Annotated in this window: 20 protein-coding genes; 14 read left to right on the forward strand and 6 right to left on the reverse strand. The window is 37.9% G+C overall.

Annotated features, from left to right (window positions below; all coding sequences use genetic code 11):
- Nucleotides 1-49: 49 nt before the first annotated feature.
- From FACI_RS04035 to FACI_RS04045, 3 genes are all read left to right on the forward strand, one after another.
- Nucleotides 50-1,150: a radical SAM protein gene (locus FACI_RS04035; protein ID WP_148285724.1), complete on the forward strand. Its 1,101-nt coding sequence runs from the start codon at nt 50-52 to the stop codon at nt 1,148-1,150.
- Between the two features lies 1 nt (nt 1,151).
- Nucleotides 1,152-1,874, forward strand: a complete 723-nt coding sequence (locus tag FACI_RS04040) for an MqnA/MqnD/SBP family protein (RefSeq protein ID WP_009886850.1) — start codon at nt 1,152-1,154, stop codon at nt 1,872-1,874.
- A gap of 77 nt (nt 1,875-1,951) precedes the next feature.
- Nucleotides 1,952-3,049, forward strand: coding sequence for a CofH family radical SAM protein (locus FACI_RS04045; protein ID WP_009886851.1), 1,098 nt, complete (start codon nt 1,952-1,954; stop codon nt 3,047-3,049).
- Nucleotides 3,050-3,119: 70 nt separating this feature from the next.
- Here FACI_RS04045 and FACI_RS04050 read toward each other — a convergent pair whose 3' ends face one another.
- Nucleotides 3,120-3,422, reverse strand: a complete 303-nt coding sequence (locus FACI_RS04050) for an L-rhamnose mutarotase (protein ID WP_009886852.1) — start codon at nt 3,420-3,422, stop codon at nt 3,120-3,122.
- 63 nt (nt 3,423-3,485) lie between these two features.
- Entirely contained in the window at nt 3,486-4,250 is a 765-nt protein-coding gene (locus tag FACI_RS04055) for an enoyl-CoA hydratase-related protein (RefSeq protein ID WP_009886853.1), read from the reverse strand.
- 372 nt (nt 4,251-4,622) lie between these two features.
- Between FACI_RS04055 and FACI_RS10240 the strand changes: the two genes are divergently transcribed.
- Nucleotides 4,623-4,790 (forward strand): hypothetical protein, encoded by a 168-nt coding sequence (locus FACI_RS10240; protein WP_009886854.1) that lies wholly within the window; start codon nt 4,623-4,625, stop codon nt 4,788-4,790.
- 318 nt (nt 4,791-5,108) lie between these two features.
- Here the strand turns inward: FACI_RS10240 and FACI_RS04060 are convergent, their stop codons facing one another.
- Entirely contained in the window at nt 5,109-6,410 is a 1,302-nt protein-coding gene (locus FACI_RS04060; RefSeq protein ID WP_009886855.1) for a serine hydroxymethyltransferase, read from the reverse strand.
- Nucleotides 6,411-6,479: 69 nt separating this feature from the next.
- A complete protein-coding gene (locus FACI_RS04065; protein WP_009886856.1) occupies nt 6,480-7,799 on the reverse strand; it encodes a hypothetical protein in 1,320 nt (439 codons plus the stop codon).
- A gap of 261 nt (nt 7,800-8,060) precedes the next feature.
- Here FACI_RS04065 and FACI_RS04070 point away from each other — a divergent pair, with 261 nt between their 5' ends.
- Genes FACI_RS04070 through FACI_RS04085 form a run of 4 tightly spaced genes read left to right on the forward strand, consistent with a single transcriptional unit; the run spans nt 8,061 to nt 12,309 of the window.
- Nucleotides 8,061-8,834, forward strand: a complete 774-nt coding sequence (locus tag FACI_RS04070; protein ID WP_009886857.1) for a D-aminoacyl-tRNA deacylase — start codon at nt 8,061-8,063, stop codon at nt 8,832-8,834.
- Between the two features lie 59 nt (nt 8,835-8,893).
- Nucleotides 8,894-9,829, forward strand: a complete 936-nt coding sequence (locus FACI_RS04075; protein ID WP_009886858.1) for a pyridoxal-phosphate dependent enzyme — start codon at nt 8,894-8,896, stop codon at nt 9,827-9,829.
- Nucleotides 9,829-10,857 carry a DUF1611 domain-containing protein gene (locus tag FACI_RS04080; RefSeq protein WP_009886859.1) on the forward strand — a complete coding sequence of 343 codons (1,029 nt, stop codon included), beginning with the start codon at nt 9,829-9,831 and terminating at the stop codon, nt 10,855-10,857. The genes FACI_RS04075 and FACI_RS04080 overlap by 1 nt, the downstream gene beginning before the upstream one ends.
- 36 nt (nt 10,858-10,893) lie before the next feature.
- Nucleotides 10,894-12,309: a hypothetical protein gene (locus FACI_RS04085; protein ID WP_009886860.1), complete on the forward strand. Its 1,416-nt coding sequence runs from the start codon at nt 10,894-10,896 to the stop codon at nt 12,307-12,309.
- Here the strand turns inward: FACI_RS04085 and FACI_RS04090 are convergent.
- Nucleotides 12,300-12,794, reverse strand: coding sequence for a DUF367 family protein (locus FACI_RS04090; protein ID WP_009886861.1), 495 nt, complete (start codon nt 12,792-12,794; stop codon nt 12,300-12,302). The genes FACI_RS04085 and FACI_RS04090 overlap by 10 nt on opposite strands.
- Nucleotides 12,795-12,855: 61 nt before the next feature.
- Complete coding sequence (locus FACI_RS10120) at nt 12,856-13,020, reverse strand: cysteine-rich CWC family protein (protein WP_171481135.1); 165 nt, start codon at nt 13,018-13,020, stop codon at nt 12,856-12,858.
- A gap of 234 nt (nt 13,021-13,254) precedes the next feature.
- Here FACI_RS10120 and FACI_RS04095 point away from each other — a divergent pair, with 234 nt between their 5' ends.
- From FACI_RS04095 to FACI_RS04120, 6 genes are all read left to right on the forward strand, one after another.
- Nucleotides 13,255-14,616 (forward strand): MFS transporter, encoded by a 1,362-nt coding sequence (locus FACI_RS04095; protein WP_009886863.1) that lies wholly within the window; start codon nt 13,255-13,257, stop codon nt 14,614-14,616.
- 172 nt (nt 14,617-14,788) lie between these two features.
- The gene (pyrG, locus tag FACI_RS04100) at nt 14,789-16,402 is read left to right on the forward strand and encodes a glutamine hydrolyzing CTP synthase (protein WP_187288970.1); all 1,614 of its coding nucleotides are present in this window, start codon (nt 14,789-14,791) and stop codon (nt 16,400-16,402) included.
- Complete coding sequence (locus tag FACI_RS04105; RefSeq protein WP_009886865.1) at nt 16,383-16,715, forward strand: SCP2 sterol-binding domain-containing protein; 333 nt, start codon at nt 16,383-16,385, stop codon at nt 16,713-16,715. Before pyrG ends, FACI_RS04105 begins: the two co-directional genes overlap by 20 nt.
- A 1-nt stretch (nt 16,716) precedes the next feature.
- A complete protein-coding gene (locus FACI_RS04110) occupies nt 16,717-19,959 on the forward strand; it encodes a DNA polymerase II large subunit (protein WP_009886866.1) in 3,243 nt (1,080 codons plus the stop codon).
- A gap of 19 nt (nt 19,960-19,978) precedes the next feature.
- A complete protein-coding gene (locus FACI_RS04115; RefSeq protein WP_009886867.1) occupies nt 19,979-20,758 on the forward strand; it encodes an ATP/GTP-binding protein in 780 nt (259 codons plus the stop codon).
- A gap of 38 nt (nt 20,759-20,796) precedes the next feature.
- Complete coding sequence (locus tag FACI_RS04120; protein ID WP_009886868.1) at nt 20,797-21,642, forward strand: UbiA-like polyprenyltransferase; 846 nt, start codon at nt 20,797-20,799, stop codon at nt 21,640-21,642.
- Nucleotide 21,643 lies beyond the last annotated feature (1 nt).

The raw sequence follows: 21,643 nt of genomic DNA on the forward strand, positions 1-21,643 counted from the left end.
TTAAATATGAATAATTATTTATTTTTAGTTACAATATGAATGTATGTCAATGGCTTATAATAAGGATTACTGGTTCGATTTTTTGAAGGATAATGAAATTCAGGAGAAAGATGCACATGAACTGCTGAACATGGATATCTATTCGTTGATGTCACTTGGTGACTCCCTAGCATCACTGGAGGTAGGAGATAAGGTTTCATATGCCGTTTCCTACAATATCAATTATTCAAATTTTTGCACGGCCTCATGCCCCATATGTGCATATTATGTTCCATATAAAATTAAAAAATATAACCCTGAAAAGGGATTTGAGCTTTCGGTAGAGGATGTGCATAAAGAAGCTATGAAGGCAAAGGAACTTAACGTTACAGAAATACATATAGTTGGCGGGTTCAACCCGGATTTAAATTTAGAATACTATGAGGACATTTTCAAGGAAGTAAAAAAAGTATTGCCGGATATTACACTGAAAACATTTACCATACCAGAAATAGACTTTATAGCGAGAACCACTGGAAATTCTATTCCTGAAGTTATAGACAGGTTCAGGAAAGCTGGAATGGATGCACATACGGGTGGAGGGGCAGAAATATTCAATGAAGAGGTCAGGAAACAGATAACAACTCCTGAAAAAATTTCCGGTGAAAAATGGCTGGAGGATGCGAAACTAATACACAGCCTTGGAGTAAAAGGCAATTCGACAATGACCTATGGAACAGTAGAAAATTATGATGATATTATAAACCATATGGTTAGATTGAGGGATAACCAGCTGGAGCAGCCCGGATTTTTATCATTTATTCCGTTAAAGTTCAGCATAGAAAATACACCTTTATATAAAATGGGAAAGGTAAGGATGCCTGCCTCTGGAGATAAAGATATAAGAGTTTATGCTCTTGCGAGGGCCATTCTAGGAAAAGCCATAAGGAATGTGAGTGTCTACTGGGTTGCACTTGGCAAGGAACTGGCGCAGGTAGCACTGATGTCCGGCGGAAGTGACCTTGTTGGAACCGCATTCAGTGAGAAAGTCTTCGGTGCAACAAACAGGCATACCTCTGGTAGCGTGGAAGAGCTTAACCATTTAATTGAGGAAATAGGAAAGGTGCCGGCACTCAGGGATACATTTTACAACATAAAGGAGTACTATTAACATGATAGGACTCATCAACCTTTCCCATTCAGACCCGCTCAGCATGACATTCTCCCCTGATGAAATAGTAAGGAAAAGTGCAGCGGACAATTACAGGGACCTTGAGGAGGGGAGAACTGAAATAGGCATGGTATCCCTTGTTACATACCTGAAGCATATGGATAAATTAAACCTTGTAAAAAGCATTAACATACACACAAAGGCAAACAGCATATCAACAATACTCCTTTCCAGATCTGGATATCTTAAAAATAATATAAAAATAAATGTAACATCACTTACAAAAACTACTGAATTTTATTTGAAACTTGTTCTTGAGAAAATGGGGATATCCTTTGAATTAAAGGAATCGGGATATTCTGATTATGAAAATCTCCTTAAGGATGCGGATTATGCACTGGTTATTGGAGATGATGCAATAAAAGCGTATTCAGGTTCTGCAAATATACTTCTTGATGTGGGACTTGAGTTCTCAAAGTTATACGGGCTTGAGCCGGTTTATGCTGTTGCAGCTTCCAGGAATGCAATAGATAATGCCAGAATCGGTGATCTTGATAAGCATATAGAAGATTCAAAAAAATACATAAAGGAATCAGCAGAAAAAAACTCATTAAAATTCCATGTAAAGAAAGAATTAATGGAAGAGTATTACAGGGTAATGGATTATTCATTCAACAATAGCGTAATGAAAACTATTGAATTTGCCCGTAAAATAATCGGATAAATGTATATTTTCAATTAATTATTTTTCATAAAACTTATTTTTAGATACATATTTATTTTATAATGTCATGAGATATTATGATTTCTTACGGTTACATCGATACAATAGAAGATAAAATAAAGAATGGGGAAACACTTGATGAGAATGAAATAGTTTCATTATATGATTCAACAAGCCTCAGGGACCTTGGAAGGCTTGCCAGGGGCATTACCGATAAAATTTCAGGAAACAGGGTTTCATTTGTTTCCAATTTAATATTAAATTATACAAACGTTTGCAATGTAAGGTGCCATTTCTGTGCTTTTTACAGAACGCAGAATGACGGCGATGCATACACCCTTTCAATAGATGATGTTGTAAATGAGATAAAAACATATTATGAACCCTATGGCATAAGGCAACTTTTAATACAGGGAGGTGTCAATTCTTTCCTTGACCTTGATTATTATACAGAGCTATTTGGCAGAATAAAAAAAGAATTTCCTGGATTGGGCATACACGGGCTTTCAACAGCTGAACTTCATTTTATATCACTTAAGGCACACATTCCTATGAAGGATTTATTAATTAAATTAAGGGAAAGCGGCCTGGAAACAATACCCGGTGCCGGTGGAGAAATTCTGGATGGCAGTGTGAGAAAAAGAATGGGTAGGCCTGAAGCAAGTGGAAGGCAATGGCTGGAGATTATGGAGACTGCACACAAACTCGGTATACACACATCAGCAACAATGATGTTCGGGCACCTGGAAACTTCACTTGACAAAGCACACCATTTGCTTTCCATACTGGAATTACAGAAGAAATACCATGGATTTTTATCATTCACCCCATGGAATTTTGAACCGGGCAATACAGAACTTGCAAAGGAAGGCTACAAATACAGGTCGGGTGGAGTATCTGTACTTAAAAATATTGCAATAGCAAGGGTAGTGTTCAATAATGAATTACCAATCATACAGAGTTCATGGCTTACAAACGGTATGCAGATGGCACAGATGGCCATATTATTCGGTGCAAACGACTGGGGAGGAACAATATACGATGAAAAGGTAATACCTGCAACCGGAAAACAGGTAGGCAACCTGAGAAAGGAATACATAATAAACTCCATCAAGCAAATTAACATGGTTCCTGTGGAAAGGGACAATATGTATAATCCTGTTAAAACCTATTGATTACTATAAATTATATTAGTTTTAAAAGTTCTGGATTTGTATTGTTAATATAGAATACAGGAAATTTATTTTAATCCATGTGGAAGACTTCTTCGTATGGTGAAGGAATTATATCGTCCCTGCCTGTTATAATGCCTTTCATGGATTCCTGCCACTTTTCATTGACCCTGCTATCTTTGAGAATTCTCATTGTAGACTCAAGGTCATCGCATTCCCAGTATCCATATACATCATTTCCTTTTAAGAACAGGGAATAATTCCTTATGCCTGCCTTTTTTAATTCCTCAAGCATTTCAGGCCATATATTTTGATGCCTGGAAATGTATAATTCTTTATCTGCCGGGTTAATGCTGAGCTTGAAAAAATACCTCATAATAATAAAAATATTTCATTTCTATTTAAAGTTTCCATAAGGGATGAAAGTTGTTTCTATTGCTTATTTTCCAGTAAATTTTGGACTGCGCTTTTCCCTGAAGGCAGAGACACCTTCGCGGAAATCATGGCTTGTTCCAAGATCTGACTGCAATCTCGCTTCATCCTGCAGGAAATCATCAAGGCCGTAATAAAGAGACTGATTAATAAGCTGCTTTGACACAGAATATGCCCTGTATGGCCCATTTGACAGCTTTTCTCCAAGTTCAATTGCATCCATAAATGGATCGTCTACAACCTGCACCAGCCCCATTTCTTCAGCTTCCTTAGCTGAAAATGACCCACCATACAAAAGATATGGCCTGGCTTTAGCTCCAGCAAGGCGTGATAGAATGAGCACGAGCCCGGTATCAGGGGCAAGGGCTATGCCATGGAATCCCATAATGAAGTTTGTTTCACGCGATGCAAAGGATATATCGCATGCCAGTGCAAGGCTCATGCCTGCTCCGGCGGCCACACCGTTTATTGCAGATATAAATATTTTCTTGCTGTTCACCATCTCTTTCAGGATAGGGTGAAAAGAGTTGGATAGCTCATCTCTTATATCAACCTCTTTATCTGATGTTGATGTGAGATCAGCGCCTGCTGAAAAAGCCTTGCCTTTTCCGGTTAATATTGCTATTCTCTTGGCTGGATCAGAATTGAAGTCCTTAAAAGCCGCCAATAGGTCTGACCTTACATCTTCCCCGAGGGCATTTAGTTTGTTGGCCCTATTGATTTCAATAACAGAAACATATCCCCTATCCTCAATAAGCAGTGTGTTGTACATATTAATTTACCAAGCTGTTTTCTATATTTAAGTTTTGGCATCAAGAATTTTGCAGTGATTTCATCATTATGTTAAGGCATTACAATACTATATGACCGTAGCATTTTAATCTGATTTGGTTCTATCTGGCTGAACATAAGAGGCATATTCTTTAAAACGTCAATAGTGTAAATTTTATATTTAATTCCCACCATGATTCAGGTTATGGTTCATGAGAAAACAGGATTATATTATTAAAATCATGAATGCCAATTTTAAGTATAAACATGTAAACTCTCTGTTAAGTTGCAGTTATAAACTTTCAAATAATATATATCCACAAATATTTATATATAAACAAAGGCTAGGAGTTTAAAGGTTAAGGTGAAAATTATGGATTCTGAGAAAAAAAAGGAAGATGAAGAAATGAAGCAGCAGAAGGAGTATATAAAAGATAAAAAGAAGATAATAGAATCGGAGGAAAACGAGAATTCTTCAGTTGCTGCTGGAGAGGCAGAAGAGATCTCAGGATCCGAAGGCGGATTTGAACACGGTGAATAATATATTATCAAAATTCATTTGTGTTCAAATTTATAAAAATTTAATAATTATAAATATACAGTATAATAATAGTATTCTAAATTAAAATGGTATTCGTAATGACGCTGGAAGGCAAAACATCCAAGACAAATAGAAATAGTGAAAATCTTAAGTGAGACTCTAGCAGTAGACACATATATTTTTAGCTTATAATTCAGATCTTTTATAATTATTCCAGTTTCCATGGGATTTACAATAATCTTCAGAATATGAATAATGAACAAAGGTGTTATGAATACCAGGAAAATGAATTAATCGGTTAAATGATAAAAATAATAATTATTTAAAAAGTTCAATATACTGGTAAGGCTTGAATTTCCCGAAACAGTATTGCACTTCATTGAATGTGGATTTGAAGTCGCGGACTTTCTCTGCCATAACTTCAGGGTCTTTTTTCTTTATTATTATATCACTTATAAGTTCTGCCAGTTCCTTTATATCTGCTTCCTTAAATCCAATTCTTGTTACTTCCTGTGTTCCAATTCTGATACCGCTGGGGTTCATTGATTTCTTATTGTCGTCATATGGCAACAGGTTTTTGTTCAATATTATGTTGCAACTTTCCAGCTTTTCTGCAACTTCCTTTCCGCCACCGTTCTTGGAAACATCTATGGCAAGTGTGTGTGATTTTGTAAATCCGTTCTTTTCTCCAAGGACATTAAAACCCAATTTGCTCAATTCTGAACCAAGTGTCTGTGCATTTTTTATGATCTGTTTAGCGTATGCTTCTCCGTAATCCAGGTGCTCGGCTAATGTTACACCAAGTGCGGCCATTGCATTGAGATGGTGATTGCTCAGAGTGCCGGGGAAGACGCCACGCTGGACCTTTTTCCATTTTTCCTCTGTAGTTTCACCTATTATTATTCCATGCTGTGGACCCGGGAGTGTTTTATGTGTGCTTCCAGTAATTATCTGTGCACCTTCCCTCAATGGGTCCTGGAATTGTTTTCCTCCTATCAATCCGAGTACATGTGCTGCATCGTAGACAACGGTAGACCCTATTTCCTCCAGGGTATCACGTAGTTCCTTAAGCGGTGTTGGGAAAAGGAATACAGATTGCCCGAACCATGCAAGCTTTGGTTTTGCCTGCTTAAGCAATTTTATAGTTCCATCCACATTTATGTTCATTTCGTCAACATCAAATGGATAATTAAGTGTCTTAAGCCCCCTGAATCCAACTGCACCAAAAGGTGCTGAACTGATATGCCCTCCGCCGGAGAGAGCCGGTGTTGTTATTGTGTCCCCGGGTTTTGTAAATGCATAGAGGACAGCCATATTGGAATTTGTTCCTGAAAGTGGCCTCGGGTCTACATACTTTGCATTGAAAAGTGCCCTTCCTAAATCTGTTACTTTATCTTCGATAATATCAACTATCTGGTTCCCCTGGTAGTACCTTTTATGTGGCAATCCCTCGGCGTACCTGAATCCAAGGTCTGTAAGCAACATTTCCATGGCCATGGGGCTCATTATATTTTCTGAAGCTATAAGTGGAATGCTTTCTTCAAAAAATTTGTTATGCTTCATTGCTAATTCCCTTATAAAAAGTGCATCTTCAAGAAATTCATCGCTTTTATTTAACATTAAATAGATAATATAAAAAGGTATATTTATCTTTACATTTAAAATTTATAAAATTATAAAATTATAAAATTATTTTCTTTTCTTTATTGCGTATGCCGCAACACCTATTATTGCAAGTACAGCTATGATCCCTCCTCCTATATAGTATTCTGTGTAGTCCGTGCTATGGAATGGAGTATTGGATACAACCATGGTGTGGTTTGAGAAGTGTGGTACATACATAAATACATACATTCCGGAAGAGGTATTTGTGTATGAATAATAGGCATGGGTGCTGCTGGTTTCATTTACAAGTGTAGACATTGAAACATATGTAGCAATGCTTCCATCAAATTTAACATAGGCATGGCCAGTATTCTTTGTCACATTGTTTCCTATGAATACTGCCACTATGGTATGGTGGTTTACTGTAGAGTTTATGTCAAATGATGTTGTTGATGAGGTTTTGCTTGTATACACAAAATGTGTGGAAGAGTTGTAATTTATTGTGCTATTTGCAATTGTTCCATTGACTAAGTTCAGAGCTATTTCAGATGATATCCTTCCTTTCATGATGTTGCTTAAAACCATGCTGTTGTTGGATATTTTCTGAAGTCCTGGTGGAGCTACCAGATTGACAAGTACAGGGCCTCTGTTTATGCTTGATATTGTTATATTTTTGCCTGTTATTTTGAAGTCCCCATTGTGTATAAACAACATTGCTATTGTTCCATTGTTGTCTATAACAATCATCTGCCTTCCCGCATTTATGGTATTATTGAAATTCACCATGACATGATCTGCCATATTCACATTACCGAATACATTTGAATTTGCCTGTGCATTCAAGCTATAGTTTGCACTTGTGCTGACCTGCGTATTGTTGGATGTATTGTATATATGTGCGGTGGATGGTACGACCAGGGTTAAATTGCCATTTACCATCATGTTGCTTTCCAGGGCGGGGTTATTGTGCAAAACGTAGAACGATGTGCCATTTACCATGATAAACATATTGCCTATTCTATAGGCAGTATATGAATGCATGTGTAAACTCATACCCAGGATAGGTAATGAAATACTAGTTATGGGAGTTCCGTTGGAATACATTTTGCTTATCAAAACTGTTGAGGTTAGGTTATATGTCACATTGGAGAACACACCGGTAGATGAATTGAAATCCGCTGTTAGATACTTGCCCATTACCATTCCTGTCGTGCTATTATACATCAATCTGGAACCATAGTTATGCATAAAATGATTATCTATGCTTCCATTAAAATCTGTAGCTGATGATCCTGATAATGCTGGTGAATTTGCCTGGCTGCCCGAATTCAAGGGAACCATAGCAAATACCGAGAATATCATGACCACGGCTATCATTGTTGCTATGAGTACTTTATACTTCATAAAAACTCAACTGAAATTTAAGTATTTAATCGTTACTTTTTATGGAAATATATTAATATAAATATATGAAAACCGTTGTATTTGCATGTTGGTTAAGCTTTAAGGCTATTACTTCTAGGTTATCGTATTTTATTGTAAACTACTTCTTTCATACTGGAAAGCAGAAGTTTTATGGAGGGGTTTACTCATATAATTACATTCGTGCTTTTAATGTGATTAATGAAATACCAAATATTATAATTGATTTTTTAATAACAATCCATGATTTTATTAATTGCCTCGAGAAAAGATGGAGCAAGCATGGAAATGGCATCCAGATTGCTGGAACTTTTCAAATTTGATAAACTGGATGAAAATAAATACAGCTACAAAAATTATGAATTAAAATTCATAGACAATTTACATATATACCAGGACATGGAAGACCTGGAAGAGGGAGTTGAAAAGGTTGTTTTCCTATCAAAGCATTCTTCAAAGGCAGATATAAAATCCTTAACAGTACATCCTATTGGCAACTTCAGGAAAGCTGAGCTTGGCGGTCTTGACAATGTAATTGTCCCATCAGATCCACTAGGAATGGGTGCTTCATTGCGGTATATAAAAAACAATTATTCAGGAGACCATTTTGAAATAACATTTGAAGCCACACACCATGGCCCGTATATGGAAAAGCCTGCATATTTCATAGAAATAGGAACCACAGAAAATGAATGGAAACAGGAAGGCATAGCTGCTCTTATGGCTAGAGCCATAATGGAAGGTGTGGAGAAGGACTATGGAAATTATGTTGGTGTTGGCGGAGGGCATTATGCCCCGAAACTAAGCAGTTATTTCTTTAGCAATGATATAAACATAGGGCATATAATACCTAAATATGTCCATGAAATAATTTCAGAGGATGAAATTGAAAATGCGGTATTAAAAACAATGAATTGCAAAGGTTTTCTAATGGATGCACACGGGACAAAAGGCAGGGTGAAGGATATGATTACAAGAATTGCAGATAAGCACAGCCTGGAGGTTTTGAAAATCTGATATATAAATGCCCAATGTTTATATATGAAATTAGGTTATATTAATACCAGTGAAAAAAAATGGAAATAGAAACAGAAGATAAGCCCCCGGGTAGTCCATTAATAAGGGATTCTGCCATAGGCAACTACCTGGAAAGAAGCAATTTTTTTATAAAATATGAGGGGGTAAACCCAACGGGAACCCAGAAAGATAGAATTTCAAGAAAACATGTTGAGAATGCAATAAAACAGGGATATAAGGAAATATCTGTGGCAACATGCGGAAATTTTGGAGCGTCGATTGCATATTATGCAAGGGGAATGGGTATTAAAGCAATAGTTGGAATACCAGCAGAATATTCAAATTCAAGGCATGCAGAAATAGCTGCGTACGGTGCAGACATAATAGAAAAACCACTAAAATATGAAGAAATGGTTGAATATATCAGGGAAGAGGCAAAAAATAACAACTGGTATGATGCGAGCCCAGGGTCACCAAATAAAAGCATAGATGTTTCAGGATACAGCGAAATATCATTTGAAATTTATAACCAGCTTGGCTTTGCCCCTGAATATATATCAATACCGGTAGGGAATGGAACAACGTTTTATGGAATATATTACGGATTCCTGAAATTATACAGGAATAGAAAAATAGATAAAATGCCGAAATTCATTGCAACAAGCACTGAAGGCGGAAACCCTATTGTCTATTCATTCATAAACGGGTTCAGGAACATAGTTGAGCTTAACCCTGAAAATATCGTTGAAACATATGCAAATGAACCGTTGATTGCCTACAGGTCATATGATGGGCAGAAAGCACTGGATGCACTGTATAAAACACATGGAAAAGCATTATACGTATCTGATATGAAAATGGAGGAAATATCCAGAGGATTTAGAAAAATTGATAATTTATCAGTTCTGCCAGCATCTGCTTCCGCGGCTGCAGGTGCATTAAAATTTGCAGGGAATAATAGTTGCGTCATTGTATTAACTGGAAGTGATAAATAATGGAAAAGGCAGTGGTTCTTTCTGAGGGGTGTTTTGCCACCACATATGGCAAGACGGCCAACGGGCTTGTAAGGTACAGCAAAAGGTATGACATAGTTGCAGTCATAGACTCGAGATACTATGGCATGGATGCAGGGTATGTCCTTATGGGCAGGCAGAATGGCATAAGGATTGTCAGTACAATTCAGGAGGCAAAAGCTCTCGGAGCTACAACACTGATAATCGGTGTCGCAACCGATGGTGGTTATCTTCCGGTGGAATACAGGCAATATGTTTCCACGGCTATCGAAGAGGGAATGAACATAGTAAATGGGTTACACCAGTACATAAGCAATGATAATGAATTCAGCAAGCTCGCAAAAATATACGATGTGGAAATTACTGATATAAGGAAAATTTTTAACAATTATGAATATTCATTTACAGGAAAAATACAGGAGGTAAAATCGAAAAAAATTGCGGTACTGGGAACGGATAGCGCTATAGGCAAAAGGACAACTGCAGTTTATCTGAATGATGCCATGAACAGGAAGAAAAAACAATCTGAATTAATAGGCACCGGGCAAACATCCTGGATGCAGGGATTTCCATATACAGTTGTAATGGATTCAATCATAAATGATTTTGTTGCCGGGTCTTTAGAATATATAACATATAAAGCGTGGCAGGAAAAACAGCCCGAGTATATGTTCCTTGAAGGGCAGGGGTCTATTCTGCATCCAGCATATCCAGGAGGGTTTGAAATAATAGGTGCAATGCGCCCGGATGCCATAATACTCCAGCATGCGCCAAAAAGGAAGTTTTACGACGGCTTCCCTGAATACCCTATTGAGCCGCTGGAAAAATACATAAAGGTTCTTGAGCTTGTTTCCAACAAAAAGGTAATTGCAATATCATTGAACACCGAAAATATGGAAAAATCAGAGATAGAAGTTGAGAAAACAAAACTTGAAAAAATATACAATATACCTGTATTCGACCCTCTGGAAGAATTTGAAAACATTACCGGCGTTATATCAGATTTATGAACCACCGAAATATATACTTTATGTGGGTGCTAAAAAGTGTATATTGACAATGTAATTTCATTTGACAGTATTGAGGTGAATATAGCCAGTATTGAGAAAAAAAGGATCATAGGAAATATAAAATTTGATGATTTTTCATACAGGTTGATTTTCACATATGCCGAAGATATTGATGTGGACAGGAATATAGCAGGGCTTATACTTACAATGCCTGCAATTAATTTTACCTATTTTGCCCGGAAACTGGTTTTAAATTTCCCGGTATCACCTACAGATATAGAGTTGATAAAAAATTTTATGAAAATAAATGCCCATGAAGTTTTTATTAATAAAATAATAAACAGGAGATATGATTACATCAAACCGGAGTTTATACCGGCTGAAGATGATATTACCGCAGCCAATGCTGATGGAATAACTGAGCTTGTATGCCCTGAAACTTTCAGCGAAGAGAGGCCATGGAATACATCCCCTGATAAGGTGGCTATTATGTCCTCAGGCGGCAAGGAAAGCCTTTTAGCCTTTGGAATTTTCAATGAAATAAACAAACCGGAAAACAATTATTCTTTCTATTTTGAAGAATCCGGTTCACACTGGCTCACAGCAAAAACAGCCTATGACTATTATAGAGAAAACTTTGGAAATGTAATGAAAGTATGGTCAAATACAGACAGGTTTTACCATGAAATGCTGAATCATATAAAAATAGTGAACACAGATATGATAGATATACTGTCCGATGATTATCCAATCCAGGTTTTTATTTTCCCGGTGTATATATTTTTGCTGCTGCCTTTGCTCAAAAAATATTCCATTGGAAATATAATCATGGGCGATGAATTCGACGACCCTCGGGAAATGGGTGATTATAAAGGATTGAAATATTACTATGGAATTTTTGACCAGACTTATGATTTCAACCATATGCTTTCTCTATACTTCAATAAGAAAGGGGTAAACGCAGGTGTATACTCTATAGTTTATCCAGTAACCGGATATCTGGAAGAGAAAATTTTAATGGAACGCTATAGGGATTTGTTCCTGCAGCAGAGATCATGCCACTCATGCCATAGAAAAGACGGTGTAATAGAACCATGCGGGAAATGCTCGAAATGCCTTGGAATACTATTGTTCATTGAGGCTTCTGGAGGAAAACCGGAAGATATATTGTATTCCAGCGATGACGTAAGATTATTAAAAAGAAGGCTTTCAAAGGCAAGGCTCCGGCTTGACCCTGATGAGAGGATTTATGCAGAATCAAAAATTGGTTTGTATTCCGGCAGTATCGGAGATGCTGAACATGCCGGAGGATTGCATATTATGCCCTATGAGAATTCTCTATTTTCCGTAATACCGGATAATTTCCGCAGCCCTATTGAAAAGATATTTTCAGCTTACGCAGAAGGGATATTTAAACTGGACAATGGAAAATGGGTAAATATTCAGAAATAGCTGTCCTGGACCTGAATGCACTCTTCATCACTGTTGCATTTCATATAATCATTTAGCGGGTTTATATTAGTTTTGATAAAATTCTGTGCCCATGAGTATTTGGAAATAACATCGCCGGCAAGTTCTGAATATCCCATAATGTATAACGCAGCGGCTAAAGCTTCCAGTGATGATAATTTTCCGGGCTTTCCATAATTCACAGGATTTACCGGTAGCAACAGTGGAAGCTTTTTCCCATTTTTCCCTTTAATATTTTCTATGGTGTTTATCCTGTTCCATGAGCCGTCAATAACAACTATCCCTTTATCCTCAAACAGCATTTTATTTGAATTTAACAGAAAATTATCGGAGTACGGCGTGAGGTAAAGTTTATTGTATATTTTATTAAGGGGTATTTCAATGGCCAGCCCATAGCGTTCCAGTTTTTTCATGGTTGATTTCTTTGGATCGTCCTGGCCGAGATAAACATAAAATATTTTTTCCATAGCCTATATAAGACACTGTCAAAATATAAAAGTTGCCATTTTTCCACCTTTGTTATCCGGTTTAAATATTGTTCTTCGCATTATTAAGGCAATCAGGGCACACACAATCCGGTGATAGCAATTTAATTGCTTTCAACTGGTTTCCGTTTAATTTTGTTCCCTTGCACCAGCATAGCAATCCGCCACAGTGGAATTCAGCAGAACATATGCCGCATTTTTTTATCACAAGGATATATATACCTGCGTTATTTTATTTTTACGCCATATTGCATTATCATATTGTTTTATGGCTATTTTCCAGATATAATGTATATCCATATAGTTTTTATGTTTTATACTATACGGTGGACAATAAGTTTTGATGCATATATTTAAATATTATAAGATATAAAAAGGTTAAATTTTTAATTTATTAATTCGTCATTAACAAAGTATTAATATAATAGAAAAATCAACTCGAATGGTAGAAAACCTCGATAAAGTTAAGGATATTATAGCCAGGACAAACAGGATTCCTGTGTGGTCTTTACCAACGGCTTTCCTTGGAATTATAGGATTGGGATATTTTTTTACATTCTATGATATATCTGATATAGGGCTTGCAATGCCTGCAATAGACCAGCAGTTCAACCTGCATGGATCTATAATACTGTTTATAGCCCTGTCAGTGGGGCTAATAGGTTATGCAATTGGCTCATACCTGATAGGAAGCCTTGCCGATGTATTCGGAAGATATAGATCAATGATTCTAACCATGGCGCTCACAGCAATAGGGTCTCTGGGAGATGCATTGTCTTTTAATGTGCCTGAATTAACAATTTTCAGATTTATAACTGGAATAGGATTGGGTGCTGACCTGAACCTTGTATCCATTTATATCACTGAATTTGCACCTGCTGCAGTAAGGGGTAAAATAACTGTATTGACCTTCCTGATCGGAATATTCGGGCAGGCTGTGACTCCTTTTATAGGCTATTTCCTGGTACCGGCATTTCCGACAGGATGGCGCTGGCTATTCGGAATAGGGGCAATAATAGCCTTCATTGCAGTATTTCTAAGAACAGAGTTGCCAGAATCGCCAAGATGGCTGGCGACAAAGGGGCATAATCTGGAAAAAGCAGAAAAGGTGCTGGAGATGATGGAAGCCACTGCTAAAAAGAAAATAGGTGAATTGCCAGAGCCACATCCAGAGAATGTTGTTGTGGAAGAGCCAAAATTCCCAACACTATACCTGTTCAAGAAACCTTATACAGGCAGAATGGTTTTATTAATAGCAGTATGGTTTCTGTGGTATATCGGAAATTACGCATTCCTGGGAGACGCTGCATCATTGCTTGAGAGCATAGGGTTTTCAGAGGCTGCCGCCATTCTATACATTGCAATAGGTGCAATAATAGGATATCCTGCAGGTGCATTAATAATGCTTTATACTTCCGATAAATATGAGAGAAAACATGTTATATTCGCCGCAACAGTTGTATGGTTCCTTGGCATGATATCTATGGCCACCAGAATGACCGACCTTCTGTATTTTGGGTCTTTCCTTGGAGCAATGGGTCTCGGTATGTACCTTCAGGTAGCTTATACATTTACCGCTGAAAATTACCCCACAAGGGCAAGAAGCTCTGGATTCGGAATAACCGATGGAATAGGGCATGGAGGGGGAGCTCTTGGAGCCATATTGCTTCCGATACTTGTAGCAACATATTCCTGGGCATTTGGCTTCACCTTCATTGGAATCACAGGGTTAGTTGCCGGTCTTCTTATATTGATCGGTGGAACAAAGGTTTCAAGGAGGAATCTTGAGGATATTTCAGAATAAGATTTATTTCTGAGTATAATTTTTATATCATTATATTTGAAACTAATAATTTTTATGTGTTTTATACGGAAATTATCAATAATATAATGTTAATTTTCAAAATTTAAGAAGTTAATTGAATTATATGAATTCCATTCAATGAAAAGATTTATTAAACGATTTTTACTATAGAATAATGCATTATATTGTAATAACGGGAGGAGTTATTTCCGGATTAGGCAAAGGTACAATTACATCCGGCTTATCATATCTTTTAAAGAACAGCGGGTTCAAAGTTACCAATATAAAAATTGACCCATACCTCAATTATGACGCGGGAACAATGAATCCGTACCAGCATGGGGAAGTATTTGTCCTCAATGATGGAGGGGAAGTTGACCTTGACCTTGGAAATTATGAAAGATTCCTTGATACAAATCTTTCCTCAGGGAATAACATAACTACAGGGAAGATATATAAAGAGGTTATAGAAAAGGAAAGGCGTGGCGATTATCTTGGAAGTACAGTACAGATTATACCACATATTACGAACGAGATAAAAAACCGCATAAGGAAGGCGGCTGATGGCTATGACATAACTCTTATAGAGGTTGGTGGCACAGTAGGCGATATAGAATCCATGCCATTTCTTGAGGCATTGAGGCAGATGAAATCTGACAGGCACGATTCTGTAATTTTTGGCCATGTAACACTGGTGCCGGAATCCGGGCAGGAACAGAAAACAAAACCTACACAGCACAGCGTTAAAGAGCTCAGGGCAATAGGTATCCAGCCTGATATATTGTTCTGCAGGTCACAGCATATTCTCAATGAAGATTCAATAAAGAAAATCTCGCTCTTTACAGATGTGGAGGAAAAAGGAATAATCAGCGTTTACGATGTGTCCAACGTATATATGGTGCCAATGGTCCTGGAAAACCAGGGAATTCTGGAATACACAAGGGAAATATTTGGCTTTGATGACCATACACTGAATTATACACTTAAAAAATTCACTGAAAACATTGAAAACCCGTCTGCTGAGGTAACTATAGGGCTTATAGGGAAATATGTAGATATGCAGGATGCCTATATAAGCCACAAAGAAGCATTTTCACACGTTACCGGAAACACAGGGATTAAGGTAAATATAAAATGGATTGATTCAGATGACCTTGTCAGAAGCAAGGAACAGCTGGAAGACATTGATGGGATATTAATTCCTGGGGGCTTCGGTTACCGTGGCGTTGAGGGAAAAATTATTGCTGCAAGATATGCCAGGGAAAACCACGTGCCCTATCTGGGCATATGCCTTGGCTTCCAGGCGGCAGTAATAGAACTTTCAAGGGATCTTATAGGGCTTGATAATGCAAATAGCACTGAATTTGAGCCCGATACGGTCAATCCTGTTATTGACATATTGCCGGAACAGAAAAATATAAAGGACCTCGGGGGGACTATGAGGCTCGGAGCCAAGCCAGTTATAATAAAGAAAGGGACACTGGCATATGACCTGTATAAGTCTGAAAAGATAAGTGAGAGGCACAGGCATAGATTTGAGGTAAATCCGGCTTATATAAAACGTCTTGAAAATGCTGGTGCAGTTTTCTCAGGAACTGATGAAGAAGGTATAAGGATGGAGATTCTGGAGTTAAATGACAGGGATAACTATATAGCAACACAGTACCATGCAGAATTCCAATCCAGACCGTTAAATCCCTCAAGGGTACATTTATATTTTATAAAAAAATCACTGGAGTACAGAAAAGAAAAAAGAGGTAAAGTTTATGAAAGAAGTGCTGAATAATTTGGTAAAGAAATTGAACGATAAGATAGCAAGTGACCAGACGTATGCAAAGAAGCTGCAGAGCATAACAAAAAGCATTGACATAGTATTCGATGATAAGGATTCCTATTATTTCAAAGTTGAAAACGGCCATATTACAGAGCCACAGGAAGGAAAGATAGATGCTGACATTACCGTAACGGTAAGTTCCGATGTTTTCAATAAGATCTTATCTAAGGAAATAAACGCTATGGATGCATATATGAAACAGCAAATAAAAATAAAATCATCGCTGATGGATAAGTTATTATTGAGCGACCTGCTTAAAGCATAAGATGATAGACCACAACCTTGATAAATATAATAAAATACTTGAAAATAAGGTAAGTGAGTGCTATCAAATTGCTGAAGAAGCACGTTCCCTTGGCAAGGATGTTTCAACAGAAGTTGAAATTCCACTTGCAAATGATATGGCAGAAAGGGTTGAAAAATTAATACAGATTGATGGAATAGCAGATGATATCAGGGAACTTAGCAAGACCATGTCAAGGGAGGAGGTCTCACTGGCCATATCCCGGAAGGTTGCAGAAAGATTAAAAGATGATAGAAGGCTGGCACTGGAAAAATCTGTCCGTGTTGGCCTTGCAATACTTACCGAGGGAATACTGGTTGCCCCTCTCGAGGGCATTAAAACTGTAGATATTGTTTCCAATGATGATGGAACTGAATATGTGGATATTGTTTATTCTGGACCAATAAGAAGCGCCGGTGGCACTGCCCAGGCATTGAGTGTACTCATGGCAGATATTGTGCGCAGGGAGCTGAACATAGGAAGTTTTAAGGCTACTGATGAAGAGATAGAGCGTTATATTGAAGAAATACAGGCATACAACAGGTCAAAGCACCTGCAGTATCTTCCCACTCCAGAGGAAATACGCCTGGTAATAGGCAATTCACCTGTAATGATAGATGGCGAAGGCAGTGAGGAAGAAGAAATATCCGGGCACAGGGATATGAGAAGAATACCAACAAACCGTATACGCGGGGGAATGTGCCTTGTCCTCTGTGAAGGGCTTATCCAGAAATCCAGGAAAGTGTTGAAATACACAAGCCTTATGAAAATGGAAGAATGGAATATACTTGAGAACATAGGCAAAAACAAAAAGGAAGAAAAAGGAGACAATTCCCAGAAATATCTCCGTGATATTATTGCAGGCAGGCCTGTTTTTGGATATCCAAACCGGCCCGGCGGGTTCAGGCTCAGATATGGAAGGTCAAGGCTTTCAGGGCTTGCTGCTGCTTCAATTAACCCTGTTTCAATGTATATTGTTGACGAATTCATAGCAATTGGTTCGCAGATAAAGGTGGAGCTCCCTGGCAAAGCTGCAGCCATAACTCCCTGTGATACCATTGACGGGCCTACAGTACTGTTAAAGAGTGGCGAGCACAGAAAAATTAAGACTATTGAAGAGGCAATATTAGTAAAGGATGAGGTAGCTGAAATAACCGATCTGGGGGAAATACTGATTGCCTATGGAGATTTTCTGGAAAATAACAAAAACCTGGTTACATCCCCTTTTACAGTGGAATGGTGGTCATACTACCTTAAAGGCGATTTACAGAAGTACATGGAAAAAAAGCCTGATCAGTTTGAAGCTATTGAAATATCGAAAAAATATGGAATACCATTGTACCCTGAATTTGATTATTACTGGCATGACATAACAGAGGATGAATTAAATTCCCTTATATCTGTGCTTGAAAGGTCAAGGCTGCATGATGGCAATCTCTATATTGACACCGATGCACAGGATATACTTATTAAGCTGGGAATTGAATTTAAACCGATTTCCGGTTCGCTGGAAATCGCTGAGTACTATCCTCTCCTCGTATGCACCGGATTTTCCATTGAAAATAACATACCGGTTAAAACCGGGTCATACAGTTCACACAACGTTCTTGAAGCTGTGAACGAGCTATCGGGAATAAACGTAAAAGCCAGGTCGCCTATCCGTGTCGGGGCAAGGCTGGGGAGGCCGGAAAAAGCTGGGGACAGAAAAATGAAGCCAAAAGTCCATTCATTATTCCCGATCCTCAATTATGGCGACAACAGGCGTTCAATATTGAATGCTGCAAAGAACAAAAGTGAATATTCAATAGAATTAAATGAAAGGGTATGCAAAAACTGCGGAAATGAAACACCATTGACGGTCTGTGAAAACTGTGGTTCGGTTACGTATAATCAGAAACGTTTAAAGAAAATGAATATAGATTTGAGCATGGTGCTTGAAAGAGCCGAATCCAGGCTTAACATCAAGCCCGATCAGGTAAAGGATCTGAAAGGGGTCAAGAAATTAATGTCCAGAAACTGTGCTGTTGAACCTATGGAAAAGGGAATTTTACGATCAATACATGATATAAGCATAAACAAGGATGGAACATGCAGATATGATATGTCCGATATTCCAATAACACATTTCAAAAAAAGTGAACTTAACCTTGCGTCTGAACAATTAATAGAACTCGGGTACCCTGACCGGGAGTTAAATGAAATATATCCACAGGATATTATAATACCGGAAGATTCGGCAAAGTATTTGCTGAATGTTGCAAATTTTGTTGATGACATGCTTGTCAGGTATTACAATTTGCAGCCATATTACTCATGCCATAGCATAGATGACCTCATAGGCGAACTGGTTATAGGGCTGGCACCACATACGTCTGGCGGCATTGTATCCAGAATAATAGGATTTTCAAAGGTTAGCGGTTGCTATGCCCATCCATTTTACCATGCCGCAAAGAGAAGGAACTGCGACGGCGATGAAGACAGCATTATGCTCCTGCTTGAAGGGCTACTTGACTTTTCAAAGGATTTCCTTCCCTCAACTACGGGCGGATTGATGGATGCGCCACTTGTACTCAGTGCATTCCTGGATCCGGAAGAGGTGGACAAGGAAGCAATGAACGTTGATACACTCTGGAAATATCCACTTGAATTTTATGAAGCTACTGAAAAAGGTTTGCCACCTTCAAAGATTGAATCTATAATGCTTACGATGAAATCAAAGATTCAAACACAGGGAATATACACAGATTCAGGATTCTCATTTGATACAGCGAACCTTAATGCGGGAGTGCTTATGTCTGCATATAAATCCATAGATTCAATGCAGGAAAAAATTGAAAAACAGCTGGGATTGGCAACCAAACTAGTATCGGTTGATGAAAATGACGTAGCCGCCAGGGTAATATCATCCCATTTCCTGCCAGATATGTTTGGGAACATGAGGAGCTTTTTCACTCAGGAATTCAGGTGCACTAAATGCAACACAAAATTCCGCCGTGTGCCACTTTCCGGGAAATGCCTAAAGTGCGGTTCTGACAACATAATACTAACAATCCACCACGGAAGCATTATAAAATACCTGAAAGAGACAGAAAAGGTTATGGATGAGTATAATTTGCCCATATACCTCCAGTACCAGATCAGGAGGCTCATAGATTCCATTGACAACACCTTTGATGTTGCTGAACCTGTTAAGGTTGAGGAAACTACACTGGAATCATTTAAATAAATACAAGCAATAGAGAGCTATGATAGGGTCATTATTTGTTACAGGCCCGGCTGGGACTGGAAAATCAACATTCTGCGGGGCGTATAAGGATTGGCTGGTGCAGAATGACTACGATGCCATAATAGTTAATCTTGATCCGGGTGCAGAATATTTGCCATATGAGCCGGATATAGACATCAGAGGATTTATATCGCTAAATGAGGTTATGTCTGCATATTCACTGGGGCCAAATGGAGCACAGGTGGTTGCTGCTGACCTTTTGCTGGACAATGTAGATAAGATAAAGTCAAAATTAGAGTTATATGACGATTACTATGTTATTTTTGACACGCCCGGGCAGATAGAGCTTTTCACATTCAGGCCGGGAAGCCCGCTGCTGGTAAAATCACTTGCAGGCGAGAAAGCCATGATAGCCTTCATAGCGGATTCTATGGTTTCACAGACACCTTCTGGATTCATATCTGAAAAGATGCTTTTCGGTTCTGTGTATTCACGGTTTTTTGTCCCCATGATGTTTGTGCTTAACAAAATAGACTTAATAGGCGAAGACAAGGTAAAGGAAATAACTGGCTGGGAAGAAAACCCTGATCTATTATATGACAGTTTCAGGGATGAAAATACTGACAGTGTAAAGGATTATTTTTTGAACGTCATAACCGCCCTGAAAGATTCAGATATAATAAACAAAATTATTCCTGTGTCCTCAAAGGATTCATTCGGTTTTGAGGATATTTATACAGGCATGTCTGATTTCTTCCAGGGAGGGGAGGATACAGACACAATGTACAAAGACGATTAAAAGTATTATTAATAAACCTTTTTTGTATGTGGTGATAAATGAAGTTCAGGGATATAGCTGAGTTTATAAAACTGGAACATACGCTTTTCGATCTGCCATTTATTTATGCAGGCGCTATAATAGCTTCTGGAGGCAGCTATGACTTTGTTAAATATATAATAATATTTATCACCGCAACAAGTGCAAGGGGTGCCGGCATGTCCATTAACAGGATAATGGGCCTGAAATATGATAAAACTAACCCAAGAAAGAAAAACTGGGCACTAGTAACAGGCAAAATGAAAAAAATTGATGCATATGCGTTGACATTGCTGTTAATAGCAATATTCGAGGTTTCAACATACTTTTTGAACCGGGTTGTCCTTGCACTTTCACCTGTTGTAATACTATTCTTTATTGCAGACCCTCTTATGAAGAGGGTAACATCATGGCGCCATCTATTCATGGGCTTAACTATTGGCCTGGGCGTCCTGGGAGGTTTCCTCGCAATAACACCGGTTGCACCGCCATTAATAATATACCTTGTTGTCCTTATCTCAACGTTCTGGATTGCTGGATTTGATATAATATATACAATTCCCGATATAGATTATGACAGAGCAAATAACCTGAAAACCCTGAATGTCAAATATGGCTTGAAGAATGGCATGATAATATCATCACTTTTCCACATATTTACAATAGCCCTTTTTATTTTCATAGCATTCATAGTGAAGAATATTTACTATGATATTTTGCTGGTGCCTATTGTAGCATTGATAATATACCAGCATATAGTTGTAAATCCATCCAATTTAAAAACAATAAAGGTATCGTTCTTCAACGCAAATTCATTTATTGGAATTATATTCCTTGCCGGAATGATAATTTCATTTTATAGATAAA

It is taken from the genome of Ferroplasma acidarmanus Fer1 (assembly GCF_000152265.2).
Classification (GTDB): domain Archaea; phylum Thermoplasmatota; class Thermoplasmata; order Thermoplasmatales; family Thermoplasmataceae; genus Ferroplasma; species Ferroplasma acidiphilum.